Raw genomic sequence first — 16,538 nt, 5'->3', positions numbered from 1 at the left:
TTTGGGTGCACCGGGCGACCGAATAAAAAGGTCGCCCCCTGCAGCGTCTGTGGCTGGCCTTTTTCCCGGTCAGCCCGTCCTATTGCAAACTACTGTTACTGACCAGCGTAAAGCGGCCTGCGCCAAGAAACATCACCGCCAGCGCGCCAAAGAGGTAAAGTGCTTCTCCTTCCAGCGCCCAGGCTCCGACCCCGGTGCGATCCCACACCGCACCGCTTTTCACCAGCAGCGTCGCCACCACCAGATTTACGGCAATAATAAACGCCGCCGGGCGCGTCATCAGCCCGACAATAATCATCGCCGGTGCCAGTACTTCCCCAATGTAAGCGCCATAGGCAATAAAACCGGGCAAACCCTGTGCATGCAGCAGTCGGGCGATCCAGCCGACCCCGTGCTCAATTTTAAATACACCGTGAAACAGCAGCAGTGCGCCGAGTGACACGCGCAATACCAGCCGGCCCAGGTCCGGATGGTCACAGAGACGGGAAAAACCATTATTTATAGCGGTAAACATAATGTGATCCTTGCAGGTCAGGGCGGAACTCTGCCGCCAGCAGCTGGCGATCATCGCACCCGTTCAAACGGTGCTTGTATCAGCATAATCTGCAAATGACACGGCATGATGGACTTTCTCTCTTAGTCTGCAAATAATTACCGCGGATATCATACGGAAGCCCCCATGAAAAACGAACAGACATTACGGATTATGACGGCAGAAGGCTGCCTGCGCGGGAAGAGGGAGGAGAACGTCTTCGTCTTTAAGGGCATTCCTTACGCCGCGCCCCCCGTGGGTGAACAACGCTGGAAAGCGCCAAAACCAGTCACGCCTTGGGAAGGGGAAAAAGAAGCGACAGCGTGGGGGCCTGCCAGCTGGCAGAGCCTGGAATATTGTCTGGCGGTAGGCGGGGGGGACCCCGGGGGTTTCAGCGAGGATTGCCTGTATCTGAACGTCTGGACGCCGGACGCAGAGCCATCCACACCGCTGCCGGTCATGGTGTGGATCCACGGTGGAGGCTACACCGTGGGATCCGGCGGGTTAACGCCCTATCTGGGGGCACCCCTGGCGGCACGCGGCGCCGTGGTTGTCACACTAAACTACCGTCTGGGGCATCTGGGGTTCTTTGCGCATCCGGCGCTGGACCGCGAGTATGCTGACGGCGAGGTGGTGAATAACTTTGCGCTGCTCGATCAGATCGCTGCCCTGCAGTGGATACAGCGCAACATTCGGGCCTTTGGTGGAAACCCGAAAAACGTCACGCTGATGGGCGAATCCAGCGGTGCCCGCAGCGTACTGTCCCTGTTTGCTTCACCGATGGCAAAAGGACTGTTCCATAAGGGGATTGTACAGAGTGCCTACAGCGTCCCGGACGTCTCCCGGGCAGAAGCCCTGCAAAAAGGCGAAGCGCTGGCCCGTCATTTCGATCTGCAGGATGCCAGCGCGGAGCAACTGCGCGCCCTGCCAGCGGATGCGTTCTGGCCGCTGGCGCGCTCGCTCACCCTGGGGCCGGTGGCGATCCACGGGGACTGCGTTCTGCCGCAGCCGATGCTCAGCGCTTTCGCCTCCGGCCAACAGCAGCGGCTGCCGCTGATGATTGGCAACAACAGTGATGAAGCAAGCGTGCTGGCCTTTTTTGGCGTGGATGCAGCAAAGGTGATCGCGGATATGCGTACGAAGCATCCGCTGGCGCTGCGGCTGATCAAGTTACTGTACCGTGACGTGTGGGATGATGCGGAGCTCGGGCGACAGGTGGCCCGGGATATGACCTTTACCACTCTGGGCTATGTGGCGGCGCTGGCCCAGCACCGCACAGGCACACCAACCTGGCGCTATTACTTTGATTACGTATCAGAGAACGCGCGCGATCTTTACGCGCACGGGACCTGGCACGGCAATGAAATTCCCTATGTCCTGAATACGCTGGCGCAGATGGAACCGACGGAGAGTGCCCGCCCGTTCACCGCGGCAGACCGGGATTTTTCATGGCGTGTCAGTGAATACTGGCTGCGTTTTGCGCGGGATGTGACGGTATTTTCACCCCAGATTAGCGGCGAAACGGACTGGCCTGCCTGGCGCCCCCGGCAGGATATCACCCTGCGTTTCGGTCAGAATGGCCAGGCGGGGATCGCCATTGAAAAACGCTTTATGCGACGCAGAATGCAGGTGTTTCGTCTGCTGATGAAGGCATTTGTCCATCTGCGCCATGAATAGCGCCGCATTACCAGCCTGATACTTAATATATTCTGCTGTATTTAAAATGCCCTAAACTGTAATAAAACCGCATCATAGCAATAAGTTATGATTTACCCTGGGAAAACTAAGGGCAAAAATGCTGCAATATAAGTCGTGTTAATTTTTTGAGTTTCCTCTGCTTCCGTGCCGATAACTAAGGGTGATAGCCCTCAGATAACAACATTTTAATCGGTATCACCAGGTCACGGAGTCACTATGAAATTCTTAAAAAATTATACAATCCGCGCAGTATTATTGTGGATTTTAGGCATTTTCTGCCTGCTCTGGGGCGCTGTAGGCTTGTACAGCGTTTATTCCCTGAACCAGCTGAGCGAGGGCAATGCCGTCGATCGCCATCTGGTCGGTCAGATGAGCACCTTAAGCAAAGGTAACGACCAGTATTTCCGCGTTATCACGCGTTTATCCCGTGCCACAGAATCCAAAAAACCGGAGGACATGGCGTCGGTGCAGAAAGCGCTGGATAACATGACCACGCTGCTGGCCGATTTCAAACAACAGTCACCGGGCCCGCTGGATGCGCAGTATGCCGCCAGTGCGATTGCCAGCTGGCAGAAGCTGCTGGATGAGGGGGTTGCGCCCCAGGTGCGTCTGGCACAGCAGGGATCGCCGGATGACTATCGTCGCCACGCTGCCAGCGTGACGCCAGCCCTCAGCCGCGATTTCGGTGCCAGTGTGGAAAAATTTAATACCGCCGCTGCCGATAAGCTCGATGCCACGCGCATCACGGTCGATCATCTGACCCACACCACCAAAGCGGTACTGGTGATGGCGGTGATTGCCGGACTGCTGATCCTGCTGTTTACCGATCGTTATCTGGTGGTGATGCTGGTGCGTCCGCTGGCCACCATTCGGGAACACTTCCGCGTGATTGCCGATGGTGACCTGACCCAGCCCGTCAATGATTTCGGCCGCAACTGCGTCGGGAAGCTGGTTCCGCTGCTGCGGGCAATGCAGGACAGCCTGCGTGATGCGGTCAGTTCAATCCGCAGCGGGACTGAAAATATCCATCGCGGTGCCGCAGAAATTTCCTCCGGTAATAACGATCTCTCCTCGCGTACGGAAGAGCAGGCCTCGGCCCTGGAGCAGACGGCAGCCAGCATGGAGCAACTGACTGCGACGGTGAAATTCAACGCCGATAACGCCCGCCAGGCCAGTTCGCTGGCAGATAATGCCTCTTTAACCGCCAGTAAGGGCGGCAAACTGGTCAGTGAAGTGGTCAGCACCATGCAGGGCATTGCCGGCAGTTCGAAGAAAATCGCTGAAATTACCACGGTCATTAACAGCATCGCTTTTCAGACCAATATCCTGGCGCTGAATGCGGCGGTGGAAGCGGCCCGTGCGGGAGAGCAGGGGCGTGGTTTTGCCGTGGTTGCCAGTGAAGTCCGTAATCTGGCGCAGCGCAGTGCCGGGGCGGCAAAAGAGATTGAAACGCTGATTGCCGACTCCGTCTCCCGCGTGGATACCGGATCTAAGCTGGTTGGTGAAGCGGGCAGTACCATGGACGATATTTTGCAGTCGGTGGCAGAAGTCACGGAGATCATGAAGCAGATTGCCTCCGCCTCGGAAGAGCAGAGCAAGGGGATTTCTCAGGTCGGAACGGCGATTTCCGAAATGGACAGCGTCACCCAGCAGAACGCCTCGCTGGTTGAGCAGGTTTCGGCGGCAGCCAGTGCGCTGGAACGCCAGACGGAAGAGCTGACGCTGTCGGTGGCCAAATTCCGCCTGACAGCCAGCAGTGCGCCTGCGGGTCATGCGGCTGCCCGGCCAGCGGCGCTGAAAAGTCCGCTGAGAAGCTCGGGTGCGCCGAAGGCTGGCGCCGCTGACGAATGGGTCTCCTTCTAAGACGGTTGACTTAACCATGCCACCAGCTCATCCAGCAGCGGTGGCGACAGAGCAGACGGGCGTCGGATCAGACTGTAGACCGCGCCCGTTTTCACACTGCCCGCAAAGGGTGCCACCAGACGTCGCATCCTCAGATCCTCAGCAATTAACGTCACATCGGCCACCGTCACGCCAAATCCCTGAATGGCCGCGCTGATCGCCAGATCCATCGTGGAAAAATGCTGATTCCGCTTCATCACCAGCGTGCATTGCTGCGCCTGTAACCACAGCTGCCAGTCGCGGCTGTCGGCGGTGGGATGCAGAAATGTCATCCCGGACAGCGTGTCGATCGCCGGCCTGGCAGGCAGCAGCGACAGTGCCATCACCGGCGTCAGCGCCTCTTCGAACAGCAGTACGCTGTTGCGCGGGCTGCTGCCGTAGAGGATCGCCGCATCAAAATGCGCTAACTGACTGTGGTGATCCACGGTGGTGGTCAGCGAAACGTGCAGCTCAGGGCGCGCTTTTTCCAGTGCGACCAGTTTCGGTACCAGCCAGCGCATGGCACAGGTGGGTGCTTTCAGTCGGATGGTGGTGTGCTGCCTGCTGGCTTGCTGTGCGGCATCGTGCATCTGCTGATAACCACTCTGCAACGCGGGCAACAGGCTGGCCCCCTGCGGCGTCAGGTGCAGGCCGCGCGCGTGGCGGTCAAACAGCGGGAACCCCAGCCAGGCCTCCAGCGCGGCGATTTTGCGGCTCACCGCTCCCTGAGTGATGCACAACTCGCCGGCGGCGTGCGTCAGATTAAGGTGACGGGCGGTCACAATAAAAGCATGGATAGCATTTAACGGCAGCGGACGCTGAGACATCGGGTTCTCTGAGCAATGAGAAAAAGTCATAGCTATTATGACAACAATTCGCTTGTCGCCTCAAGTGCCGCCACGTAGAACTGGCATCATCACTCTTTTCCCGACTGGAGTCGCCATGACCCTCACTTCTGCGGTGCAGCAGCGTTCTAAACTCCCGGATGTTGGCACCACGATTTTTTCAGTAATAGGCCAGCTCTCCGCGCTGCATAACGCCATTAACCTCTCACAGGGCGCGCCGAACTTTCCGTGCGATCCGCTGCTGGTAGAGGGGGTAACCCGAGCCATGCAGCAGGGGCATAACCAGTATGCGACCATGACCGGGCTGCCCGCGCTGAGAGAGGTGCTGGCGGCCAAAGTCGGTACGCTCTACGGGCAAAAATATGATGCCGCCAGTGAAGTTCTGATCACCGCCAGTGCCAGTGAAGGGCTTTATTCGGCCATCGCCGGGCTGGTGCATCCGGGGGATGAAGTGATCTTCTTTGAACCGGCGTTCGACAGCTACGCGCCGATCGTGCGCTTGCAGGGCGCAATCCCGGTCGGCCTGAAATTACAGGTGCCGGAATTTGCCATTAACTGGGATGAGGTGGCGGCTGCTATTACGCCGAAGACCCGCATGATCATCATCAATACGCCGCACAACCCCAGCGCCCAGGTACTGGGCGCGGAGGATCTGCACCGTCTGGCGGCGCTGACGCGCCATACCGATATCGTCGTGCTGTCGGATGAGGTGTACGAACATATCCTGTTTGACGGCCGTCAGCATCACGGCATGGCCACCCATCCGGAGCTGGCGCAGCGCAGTGTGATCGTCTCCTCCTTCGGGAAAACCTTTCACGTTACCGGCTGGCGCATCGGTTATCTGCTGGCCCCGGCAGCGCTGATGGAGGAGGTGGTGAAAGTGCATCAGTTTATGATGTTCTCGGCCGATACGCCGATGCAGGTGGCCTTTGCTGAGTATCTTCAGCAACCGGCGCACTACCTGGGGCTGGGCGACTTTTATCAGCGTAAGCGAGATCAGCTGGCCTGCCTGCTGCAGGACTCACCGTTCACGCTGCTGCCATCGGCGGGATCGTTCTTTATGCTGGCCAGCTATGCAGATTTCAGTGACGAGTCTGACAGTGAAATGGTAAAACGGCTGATCGTTGATCACGGCGTGGCGACTATTCCGCTGTCAGCGTTCTATACCGATGGGACAGACAACAAATTGATCCGTCTCTCTTTCGCAAAAGACGAAGCCACCTTGCAGGCAGGCGCACGCGCACTCTGTCAGGTCAAGCCTCGCTAACAGCATCACCTTGAGGGTAAATGAATGAAAAAACTGAATGCGTTGTTTGTGGCAGTCGGGTTGCTGTCGTCGGTGTCAGCGCTGGCGCAGGATACGCTGCGCTACGGTCTGGAGTCACAGTATCCGCCCTTTGAAAGCCGCAACGCCTCAGGCGAGCTGGAAGGCTTTGACATCGAGCTGGGCAAAGCGATTTGCCAGGTGGGCAATTTCAAGTGCAGCTGGGTGGAAAGCAGTTTTGATGCCCTGATCCCGGCACTGGCGGCGAAAAAATTCGACGCCATCAACTCGGCGATGAACATCACTGAAGCCCGCATGAAAAGCATCGGCTTTACTCAGCCGATTTACCGCATCCCCAACATGCTGATTGCCAAAAAAGGGTCGGGGCTGCTGCCTACCGTGGAGAGCCTGAAGGGCAAGAACATCGGTGTCTTGCAGGGTTCCGTGCAGGAAACCTATGCGAAAAAACACTGGGAGCCGCAGGGTGTGACGGTGACACCGTATCAGGATCAGAACCAGGTTTACAACGACATGGTCGCGGGACGCCTGGACGGAACCCTGGTGATGTCGGCTGCCGGTCAGTCTGGCTTCCTGGAAAAACCGCAGGGGAAAGCATTTAGTTTCGCCGGTAAGGCCGTGGAAGATCCGCTGGTACTCGGTGTCGGCATTGGATTTGGTCTGCGTAAAGACGATGCCAAATTGAAAGCAGCGCTGGATGCCGCTATCGTTAAGATACAAAACGATGGTACCGTGACCAAACTGGCCGCGAAGTTCTTCCCGGGTATTGATGTGGCGGTGAAGTAACGTTACGCCACTCCGGCGGCCAGCCCTGCTGGCCGTCCCTGACATCCTCCCCGAACCGCCGATAACCACTATGTCACGTGCTCAACGTCTGCTCGATCTGCTGCAACTTTTGCGTAACCACCGTTTCCCCATTACGGCTGAACAACTTGCCAGTGAATTGCATGTCAGTACGCGAACGCTTTACCGTGATATTGCCACTTTGCAGCAACAAGGGGCGGATATCGTGGGTGAACCCGGATTGGGCTATGTATTAAGACCCGGCTTTACCCTGCCGCCGTTAATGTTTAACGCCGCGGAAATTGCGGCTCTGGTACTCGGTTCCCGTTGGGTTGCGCGCCGGACCGATAACGAACTCGCCGCCGCGGCGCACTCCGCATTAAGCAAGATTGCCGACGTTTTGCCACCCGAACTGCGTTCGCAGTTGGAACTATCCCCGCTGATGGTTGGCCCGGCGAAGGCGGAGTTGGCTATCAGTATCGACGTTGGCGCATTACGTCAGGCTATCAGCCGGCAGAACATCATAGAAATCGACTACCTTGATCTGAAAGACGTTAGCTCCCGGCGCAGAGTCTGGCCCATTGCGATTGGTTTTTTTGACTCTGTTCAGGTGCTCGTAGCCTGGTGCGAAACACGCGATGATTACCGCCATTTTCGCCTTGATCGTTTCACCCACCTGCAGGTCACCGCGCAGCGGTATCCACGTGCTCGCACACAACTGATGAAAGCGTGGCGGGAACGCCATAATATTTCTGCTCAGGGATTTGGCTACTGACAAAGATTGAGCACTATTCCTGTAAACCCTTGCCTGCTTGGGTAATTCACTCCATACCCATTCATCTTTTCTTTTACATCGACGAAGCTTTTTTGAACATGACATGCGTCAGCAACTGCATGTTGTTGGAGCAAGTCGGGTGTGATGTTAGAGCCCGTATTTTACGTGAAACTCATCTCACTGTCGGCATGGGCATTGCTCACACTAAAACGCTTGCGAAGCTGGCCAACTATGCTGCCAAGACTTGGAAGAAAACGGGTGGAATGGTGGACCTTGATCGCCAGCTAAAACGGCTTAGCATGATTAAAGTGGGTGACGTTTAACCTGATAAGTATTGAAAATTGCACTGGACCTTGCGGACAGAGCTTAGCGCGGAGCATACGCAGAAAATTCAATGTTGTTCTGGAGCGAACTTTACTTGAATCACGTATCGAACCCTGTGTTAAGTTTGAAGCGTTTGGCATATTGTCTGTTCTCGTTCTTTCGGTGCACGTATCACTGGTCATGAGGAGAAACGGCTATGTGCGCGGTATATTATGCTATCGAATATTCATTATTTTTTGAAACGCAGTTTCAAAATGTGATTTATACATTAAGGGAATTTATTCTTTAACATTACGTTTAAGTCTATTATACTTATCTTAAGAAAACTATAAACTAGTTAATTTTATGAAATCTTGGACTAAGGTTGCGTTATGACATTTAAAGTTATCGGTAATACAAAGGATCTGAAGAGTGATACTCATGTAATATATTGCCAGGCTTCCCCTGAAAAGTATTTGGACATTGTTGGCGGTGATTTTGGTGAGTTTAGTATTCAGAGGAAAAGAGAAACGCATAAAGCATATAAGCGATTAAAAGAGGATATTGTTGAAGGTGCACTCTTGCCCTCCATTACACTATCAGTAAAGCATCATTTGGTGGAGAATATTATAAATAATTTAAATGATGAAAAGGAAATTGAGAGCTTACTTTCAAGTAATGGCGTGGTTGATATTCTAGATGGTCTTCAAAGAACATATATATTAAATGATCTTAGGGAGAGTGGTGTAGTTTTTAAAGAAAACCAGACTTTGTTGTTAGAATACTGGCTTGAACCTAATCTTAGTAAATTGATTTATAGAATGATAGTTCTCAACTCAGGGCAAAAAGCAATGTCTATGAGACATCAGATCGAATTGTTATTTATGTCCCTGAAAGAAACAATCGCTCCTGAGATACCTTCAATAGAAATTTTTACGGAGAAAGATACAAAACGCAGGACGCAACCCAACAAATACCATCTGAGTAACATTGTTTCATCGTATCATGCATTTATTACATCCTCACATGAGTCAGACAAAGAGAATTTAGTTGCTCAAAAGCTTATAGATGAAGGATCATTTGATTTATCTGAAAGTGAACTTACAGCACAGTTTGAAGAATACATTTCTTATTTAAAAAAATTTGTTGAATTAGATAGAATGTTTTGGGATATTTATTCTAATGTACAACCTCTGGAAGAAGAGCATAATATTAACTTAGGTGATGCGCAAATTTGGTTTGGTTCGGAAAATGTAATGATGTCATTATTTAGTGCGATTCAACAAAGTTTGAAAAATGACAAGAAAAGTCGCGTTGATGAGGCTATAGAATCTCTATTCATAAGAGTACGGAATGGCGATAAAGACCCATTAGGTTTAGTTAATTTCAACAATGTCAAAATAGGGCAGTTTTCTAAAAAAGCAAATATGGGTTTCATAACTAGGAAATTAATTCATACTGGCTTTAAAGAGTTTATAAGAGAGTGTGGTGAAACTCATTTAAGCAACTGTTGGCCATTAGCGGCAGAATGAACATGGAAAACTTAAATCTTACTGTGGAATTAAAAAACAGATACATTGAGTTATATGAAAGTATGCTAAGTGATTTGCAACCAGATGAATTTGCACAGCGAATACAACCTGAGTTTCAGGAAGGAGATATTTCTCTGGTAGGTGAGGTAGCACCTCCTCTCGATCTTGTAATAATTGATAATAAGCATTTGAGTGCTAATGGCAAAGTGGTCATACCTGTTTTTGAAATTGAAAAGTCAATTGATACATCTTTGTCTCAAGATGTTGAGATTCATAATGAAGATAATCAATTAATTGCAACTTTATGCTTAATGGATCTTGATGGTGAAGTAGAATCAATCCATTCACTGTCTGAGAACAGACTTTTCGCATTCTTCTATGATTCAATTTGTACAGGTGTGTATGACACTGAATATAAATTTAGCAAGCATTATGTTGTTGTAGAGTCCGATCAGTACGAGCATTATCTTTCTATAATGAATACATCTGAGTTATGGGGGGGGTATACACACAAAGAAAAGCCAATTGGTAAGGTGAGAGCACCTTGCACTATAAAAATAAAGAATAAATATCAATATCCTTCGATGAATCATGATGAGTCCATGGTTCTGGCTATCTATTCTTTAAGTACATTTGAGCGCTATCTAAAATACTATCATCAACTGGAGTTATTATTTGATGCCGTTAGGGTGTCAAAATTAAAATCAATTAATACTAATGATTTGAAAGGGTATGCGGAAGCATTGAAAATATGTAGCAAGGGTAATGAGGTTTCCCATTTAGAATATATAATAAAAAACTATGTTACTGATTTTTCTGAGATCGTAAATTCTATGGCTTTAGTGTTAAACTACGAGTCTATAGCTAAAGATATGTTTCAGGAGTATAGTAAAGAAGGTAATCCGTTGTCAGATGACTCACGTTGGGCCGTTCATAATAAATTTCTTTCAGAAAGCAATTATACATCATCATCATTATCAACCCAAATAATTCATGGTGGTAATAAAGTTAAATTTATCCCAAAGGATGATGCTGAGTTGTTTAATGGGTTTGTTGTAAAAATTATATCATATTGGATATATCGTATTCGATGTTCAATTGCTCATAACCGAATAAGTGAGTATGTATTTAGCTACTCAGATGAAGGGTTTATATCTGAATTTGGGGAAAGACTACTCTTGTCTGTTATTAGGGCTGTTTTGTCGAATACAGATTTGCACCGAGAAATGAGTATTCTTAACCAAACTTAGGAGGAAAACGGCAACTAGAAATAAGCAAAGTTGCCTAACTTTCTATACAGCATAAGGATTCAAACTGTATCTGCAGAAAGTCGGTATAGAGCATTCAAAAATCATTTCCGGAAACTTGGATTCTTAAGTCCATCGTGAACTTAAAGGGAAAAATCTTCTAAAGAAAGGATATTGGACCTAAAGTTTGGTCTTCCGTAGTCGATATAGTACGAATGTCCATTATGAGATTCCATCATGATAACCACAAGATTGTTTGTCCTGCTCTGTATGATGCCTGTACAGCTATGGGCTGCAAGTAATGAATACCTAATGACAGACATCTGTCGTGCAGCTTTAAACGTCATGCTCCAGCGTGATATCTCTATCATGGTTGCGACAAAGGTCGAAGATGGCTCTGCACGAGTGAAGTACGCGCGACCACAGGATGGTAAGGTTTTCTCGTATCGTTGTCGTTCTACAGATGGCCATACTATTGGAATATTGGATGAAACTCTTGTTGAACCCCGCTGGTATGGTGAGCGGCCGACGGATATCCAGCGAAGCTATACAATTAAGGATGACACTTTATTTATCCGAACGATCTATCACGGTGATCTGGCAGAAGAAATTTTTTTGCACAATCAATTCTGAGTCGTTGCTGGGAGATAAGGTTAACCAGCTAAGCTACATAAATCTGCATGCTAAATGCCCCAACCCCTGAACTACCTCATGCATGAATTAGCATCTACCCATTCAGCCCAACCAGTCTCATAGGGCTATTTGGCTGACGTTAGATAGCCTACTGACAAAAACTGTCAGTCGCATCGCCTAGTCTGTTCCCGTCCAGTCACTAAACGGGAAACCCCAAATGAAAGCACTTGATTTCACCATTCTGTATGTTGCCAGCCCGGCTAACAGCGCGGCCTTTTACCAGCGGATACTGAACGTTGATGCCGTCGAATTATCATCCACTTTTGCCATGTTTATCCTGCCGTCTGGCGGTCGTCTCGGGCTGTGGATCGCCTCCGGGGTGACGCCACCGGTGAGTGCCGGAACCAGCCAGTCGGAGATTGTGTTTACCGCAGAGAGTCGTGACGAAGTGGATAGTCTCTTCAGCCAATGGCAGGCGTGGGGCGTTGAGATCCTCGACCCACCAGCAACGCTGGATTTCGGATATACCTTTACCGCCTGCGACCCGGACGGGCATCGTCTACGTGTGTATGTTTATGAGGAATGAGGCGTACTCGCGGGTGCAGGTCAACGTCAAGGGTGTTTCGCTTTTACCCGAAGTGGGCGGAGCGGTCGAGGGCTTGCGTCAGGCACATCGTACACTCGCAGCGAATCCCTTCGTCAGCTTCGTTCACCGACGCACCGGTTGTTGACGGCACATCGGGTTGCCGGTTTTAAAACCGACAGCGTGCAACCGTGCTGCGGGGATGGGGCCAGTTTGAGGTAAGCCGGACGTCACGCGACAGGACGTCGCGTGCCGAGGCCCGCAGGGATGCGGACTTTGCCGATCCGGCGTGCTCAAACTGGCCTCAGACCTGAAGCCAAACTGTCAGCCACAAAAAAAGGGATCCTTGAGCCCCACGGAAGGCCGTATTTCCCGGTAGGCCCACTAGAAATTACTCCGCTGCCAGCAGGCAGATTTTCTCAGCCAGCTGGTAAGACTTCACAAAGGACGGGATTGGCAGGAACTCAAACTTTGAGTGGAAATTATGCGCGCCAGTAAAGAAGTTCGGCGTTAATAACCCTTTTGCAGACAGCGCTGCACCATCCGTGCCGCCGCGCATCGGGATCACCTTCGGTTCAATTTCCAGTGCCTTCATCGCGGCAAAGATCAGGTCAATCGGGCGCTTGTCGTCGCCGATCGCATTGCTGATGTTGCTGTAGGTATCTGAAATCGACACGGCGACCTTGCCGGTCGGATAGGCCTGGCGAATGATCTCCGCCACCTGATGCATCTGCTGTTTACGCTGCTCAAAGCTGGCCAGATCGAAATCACGAATGGAGGCTTTCAGGTGCGCCTCGCTGGCGTTGGCCTGCATATCATTAAACCAGGTATAGCCTTCGCGTCCGGCGGTATGCTCCGGGGTCTGCTGACGGTCAAAGTGACTGATAAAATCCCAGGCCATCAGCAGCGGATTGACCAGCACCCCCTTGCCCGACATCGGATGCGCCGTCACGCCGGTCAGCGTAATCTCTGCGGCGGCGGCGTTAAAGTTCTCATACACCACTTCCCCCAGTTCGCAGCAGTCGATGGTATAGGCGAAGTCCACGTCAAAGCGGCTTTTCAGATCCAGCGCCTTCGCGCCGCGCAGGCCAATCTCTTCGTCCGGAACAAAAGCCACCACGATATCGCCGTGGGGCTGGGCGTCGGTCAGGTTCTCCATCAGCGTCATCACCACCGTGACGGCGGCTTTGTTATCGGCTCCCAGCACGCTGGTACCATCGCTGAAGATAATATCCTGGCCGTGATAGGCCTCGATTTCCGGGTGTTGCGTCCGGCGCAGCCAGATATCCTGCGCAGCATTCAGGCACAGGTCTTCCCCTTCATAGCGCAGGGTCTGGGGATGGATATGCGGGGAGAGGCCAACATCAACGGTATCAATATGGGTGATAAAACCGATGCGTGGAGCGCCGGGGCGATTGCCGGGCTTCACCGCCGTTACCGTGGCAAACTCATCGATAACCACCTTCTGCAGGCCAAGCTGGCGCAGTTCGTCAGCCAGCAGCCGGGCCATCTCATGCTGTTCCGGGGTGCTGGGCAGGACGGTGGCCGCCGCATCACTCTGGCTGGTAACGGCCAGGTAGCGATAAAAACGTTGAGTAAGCTGGCGTGCCAGTGAATCTGTCATAAGCTTTCCTTATTTGTCTCGGGCAGCATGATTTCGGTAATGTGCGAAATCATGTTATTCATGAATGGGTTATTTACAGGTTTACGCACCACCCCCTGATAATGTCAAATAAAAAGCGAGGATGGAGATGAAGAAAGCGGTATTACGCACGGTACTGGCGGCTCTGGCGCTGACCGTCGCGTCAGCGGTTTCAGCGAAGACGCTGGTGTTCTGCTCTGAGGGATCACCAGAAAACTTTAACCCGCAGCTGTACACCTCCGGCACCAGCGTCGACGCCAGCGCGGTACCCATTTACAACCGCCTGGTCGACTTTACGCCCGGTACCACCACACTGATCCCGTCACTGGCGGAAAGCTGGGAGATCAGCCCCGATGGCACCGTCTACACCTTCCACCTGCGCAAGGGCGTGAAGTTCCACAGTAATAAAAACTACACGCCGACGCGAGACTTTAACGCTGACGATGTGATCTTCTCGTTTATGCGCCAGAAAGATCCGGCCAATCCGTATCACAAGGTCTCGAACGGCAGTTACACCAACTTTGAAAGCCTGGAGTTTGGTACCCTGCTGAAAGGCATCGATAAAATCGACGATCATACCGTGCGCTTTACCCTGGCTCATGCCGAAGCGCCGTTCCTTGCCGACCTGGGCTGGTACTTTGCCTCGATCCTCTCGGCAGAATATGCCGATGCCATGCTGAAAGCCGGCACGCCGGAAAAAGTCGACCGGGAACCGATTGGCACCGGGCCGTTTGAACTGGCCCAGTATCAAAAAGATTCCCGCATTCTGTTCCGCGCCTTCCCGGGATACTGGCAGGGGAAAGCGAAGCTCGACCGTCTGATCTTCACCATCACGCCGGATGCCTCGGTGCGTGCGGCCAAGCTGGAAAAGAACGAATGTCAGGTGATGCCGTTCCCGAATCCCGCCGATCTCAAGCGCCTTGAGGCCAACCCCAACATCACCATGATGCATAAGGCCGGGCTGAATACCGGTTTCCTGGCGTTTAACACCCAGAAAGCACCGCTTAACAACGTCAAAGTACGCCAGGCCCTGAGCATGGCCATTAACAAGCCCGCGATTATTGAAGCGGTCTTCCAGGGCACCGGCACGGCGGCAAAAAACCTGCTGCCCCCGGGCGTGTGGAGCGCGGATCAGGATCTGAAAGACTATGATTACGCGCCTGAACAGGCCAAAGCACTGCTGAAAGAGGCGGGCATCGCCCCGGGTACCACCATCGATCTGTGGGCGATGCCGGTACAGCGTCCCTATAATCCGAACGCACGCCGCATGGCAGAGATGATCCAGGCCGACTGGGCGAAGGTGGGGATTAAAGCCAACATCGTCAGCTTCGAATGGGGCGAATATCTCTCAAGGGTGAAAAACGGCGAGCATCAGGCCGCGCTGATGGGCTGGACCACGGCGACAGGGGACCCGGATAACTTCTTCGGTCCGCTGTTCAGCTGCACCTCTGCTAACGGCGGCTCCAACTCGTCTAAGTGGTGCTATGCGCCGTTTGATAAGCTGATCACCGCCGCCCGCGCCGAGCAGGATCATGACAAGCGCGTCGTGATGTATCGCGAAGCGCAGCAGATCATGCATGACCAGGCCCCGGCGGTGATGATTGCTCACTCGACCATTTTCGAACCGGTGCGTAAAGAGGTAACCGGCTACGAAGTGGATCCGTTTGGCAAACACATCTTCTATCAGGTGGAGATGAAATAAAAAACCGGGTTGCCCCCGTCGGGGGCGACCTTTTTCCCGCCCGCCGCGTGCCCTGTCAAAATGCGAAGATCGCCCTGATGCTGTCATCCTTTTGCTTTAATTCCTGCCGGACAAACTCCAGAAAGAGCGACAGCGCCGGACCCGGCTTACGGCCAATGGCTGTCTGTACCTGTAACGAACGCTGACTGAGCTGGTCGGCGCCAACCGACTTCAGCACCAGCCCATGCTCCACCGCCTGATACATCACCGTAAACTGGCTGCAAATGGTGATCGCCGCCGGGGTCTGCAGCAGGAAGGTATACAGCGTGCTGAAGTTATTGCAGGTCAGCGCCGGTTCAACAAAGGTGCCGCTCATGCGGCAGGAGAGGTCGAACAGCTGGCGTACCGTGGTTCCGGCATCCGGCAGCGCCAGCGGGTAAGCGTTGAGGTCACTCAGCTGCACCTGCTGCTGCGCCAGCGGATGATCCTGCCGCATCACCAGCAGTACCGGTGCGGGCCAGGCGGCGACGACTTCCACTCCGCGCTCCGGGTACAGGCTGAACTGAAAGGCCACGTCGCACTCCCCCCGGCGCATGATCTCTGCCACCTCCAGCGCGCTGCCCACCGTCAGATGAAAGCTGACGCCCGGGTGCAGCAGACGAAACTGTGTGAACAGCACCGGCAACAGGCTGAACGCCATGCCGTCGGTACAGGCGACGCGCAGGGCGGTGCGCCTGATGGCCTTCAGTCCTTTGATCTCCGCAATCGCATGTTCCATATCCATCATGCTTTTACGCACGTGGTTTTCGAAAATCTGCCCGGCATCATTCAGCACCATCCCGCGCGCGTGCCGCTCAAACAGCGGTGCGCCGACCCGCGCTTCCAGCCGCTGGATCTGCCGGCTGATGGCGGAGACTGCCACAAACAGCTGCTGGCTGGCGGCACTGAGCGAGCCGCTGTTGGCGACGGCAAGGAAATAGCGGATCTCACTGCTGTGCATCGGTCTGCCTCCTGGGGGTGCATGTTCACTTATCGTGCAGCGGAGCGTTGCTTTTACGGCAAAGCCAGTTTGATTATTTGATAATTGTGGCAAGGCAGGATTCTAGCTTAAAACGGAGTGG

Annotated in this window: 15 protein-coding genes; 11 read left to right on the top strand and 4 right to left on the bottom strand. The window is 52.7% G+C overall.

Features of this window, described 5'->3' with window-relative positions; translation table 11 throughout:
- Positions 1–79: 79 nt before the first annotated feature.
- Positions 80–514, bottom strand: coding sequence for a DoxX family protein (locus EPE01S_RS04280; RefSeq protein WP_062743431.1), 435 nt, complete (start codon positions 512–514; stop codon positions 80–82).
- 165 nt (positions 515–679) lie between these two features.
- Between EPE01S_RS04280 and EPE01S_RS04275 the strand changes: the two genes are divergently transcribed.
- Entirely contained in the window at positions 680–2,209 is a 1,530-nt protein-coding gene (locus EPE01S_RS04275) for a carboxylesterase/lipase family protein (protein ID WP_062743355.1), read from the top strand.
- Between the two features lie 237 nt (positions 2,210–2,446).
- A complete protein-coding gene (locus tag EPE01S_RS04270; RefSeq protein ID WP_062743354.1) occupies positions 2,447–4,093 on the top strand; it encodes a methyl-accepting chemotaxis protein in 1,647 nt (548 codons plus the stop codon).
- Here EPE01S_RS04270 and EPE01S_RS04265 read toward each other — a convergent pair.
- Complete coding sequence (locus tag EPE01S_RS04265) at positions 4,090–4,938, bottom strand: LysR family transcriptional regulator (protein WP_062743353.1); 849 nt, start codon at positions 4,936–4,938, stop codon at positions 4,090–4,092. The genes EPE01S_RS04270 and EPE01S_RS04265 overlap by 4 nt on opposite strands.
- A gap of 115 nt (positions 4,939–5,053) precedes the next feature.
- Between EPE01S_RS04265 and EPE01S_RS04260 the strand changes: the two genes are divergently transcribed.
- From EPE01S_RS04260 to EPE01S_RS04225, 8 genes are all read left to right on the top strand, one after another.
- Positions 5,054–6,223 (top strand): methionine aminotransferase, encoded by a 1,170-nt coding sequence (locus EPE01S_RS04260; RefSeq protein ID WP_062743352.1) that lies wholly within the window; start codon positions 5,054–5,056, stop codon positions 6,221–6,223.
- A 24-nt stretch (positions 6,224–6,247) separates the two neighbouring features.
- Positions 6,248–7,024 carry a transporter substrate-binding domain-containing protein gene (locus EPE01S_RS04255; protein ID WP_062743351.1) on the top strand — a complete coding sequence of 259 codons (777 nt, stop codon included), beginning with the start codon at positions 6,248–6,250 and terminating at the stop codon, positions 7,022–7,024.
- A 70-nt stretch (positions 7,025–7,094) separates the two neighbouring features.
- A complete protein-coding gene (locus EPE01S_RS04250; RefSeq protein WP_062743350.1) occupies positions 7,095–7,796 on the top strand; it encodes a helix-turn-helix transcriptional regulator in 702 nt (233 codons plus the stop codon).
- Positions 7,797–7,825: 29 nt separating this feature from the next.
- The gene (locus EPE01S_RS04245; RefSeq protein ID WP_167550577.1) at positions 7,826–8,119 is read left to right on the top strand and encodes a Y-family DNA polymerase; all 294 of its coding nucleotides are present in this window, start codon (positions 7,826–7,828) and stop codon (positions 8,117–8,119) included.
- Between the two features lie 372 nt (positions 8,120–8,491).
- The gene (locus tag EPE01S_RS04240) at positions 8,492–9,631 is read left to right on the top strand and encodes a hypothetical protein (protein ID WP_062743348.1); all 1,140 of its coding nucleotides are present in this window, start codon (positions 8,492–8,494) and stop codon (positions 9,629–9,631) included.
- A 2-nt stretch (positions 9,632–9,633) separates the two neighbouring features.
- Complete coding sequence (locus EPE01S_RS04235) at positions 9,634–10,881, top strand: hypothetical protein (RefSeq protein ID WP_062743347.1); 1,248 nt, start codon at positions 9,634–9,636, stop codon at positions 10,879–10,881.
- A gap of 309 nt (positions 10,882–11,190) precedes the next feature.
- Complete coding sequence (locus tag EPE01S_RS04230; RefSeq protein WP_062743346.1) at positions 11,191–11,511, top strand: hypothetical protein; 321 nt, start codon at positions 11,191–11,193, stop codon at positions 11,509–11,511.
- 217 nt (positions 11,512–11,728) lie between these two features.
- Positions 11,729–12,097 (top strand): VOC family protein, encoded by a 369-nt coding sequence (locus EPE01S_RS04225; protein WP_062743345.1) that lies wholly within the window; start codon positions 11,729–11,731, stop codon positions 12,095–12,097.
- A 388-nt stretch (positions 12,098–12,485) separates the two neighbouring features.
- Here the strand turns inward: EPE01S_RS04225 and pepT are convergent, their stop codons facing one another.
- Positions 12,486–13,718: a peptidase T gene (gene pepT / locus EPE01S_RS04220; protein WP_062743344.1), complete on the bottom strand. Its 1,233-nt coding sequence runs from the start codon at positions 13,716–13,718 to the stop codon at positions 12,486–12,488.
- A 127-nt stretch (positions 13,719–13,845) separates the two neighbouring features.
- Here pepT and EPE01S_RS04215 point away from each other — a divergent pair, with 127 nt between their 5' ends.
- Entirely contained in the window at positions 13,846–15,438 is a 1,593-nt protein-coding gene (locus EPE01S_RS04215; protein ID WP_062743343.1) for an ABC transporter substrate-binding protein, read from the top strand.
- A gap of 55 nt (positions 15,439–15,493) precedes the next feature.
- Here the strand turns inward: EPE01S_RS04215 and EPE01S_RS04210 are convergent, their stop codons facing one another.
- On the bottom strand, positions 15,494–16,417 hold the full coding sequence (locus EPE01S_RS04210; RefSeq protein WP_062743342.1) for a LysR family transcriptional regulator: 924 nt from the start codon (positions 16,415–16,417) through the stop codon (positions 15,494–15,496).
- Between the last annotated feature and the right edge of the window lie 121 nt (positions 16,418–16,538).

It is taken from the genome of Erwinia persicina NBRC 102418 (assembly GCF_001571305.1).
Lineage (GTDB): Bacteria > Pseudomonadota > Gammaproteobacteria > Enterobacterales > Enterobacteriaceae > Erwinia > Erwinia persicina.
This window is presented reverse-complemented; position numbering and strand designations above follow the sequence as displayed.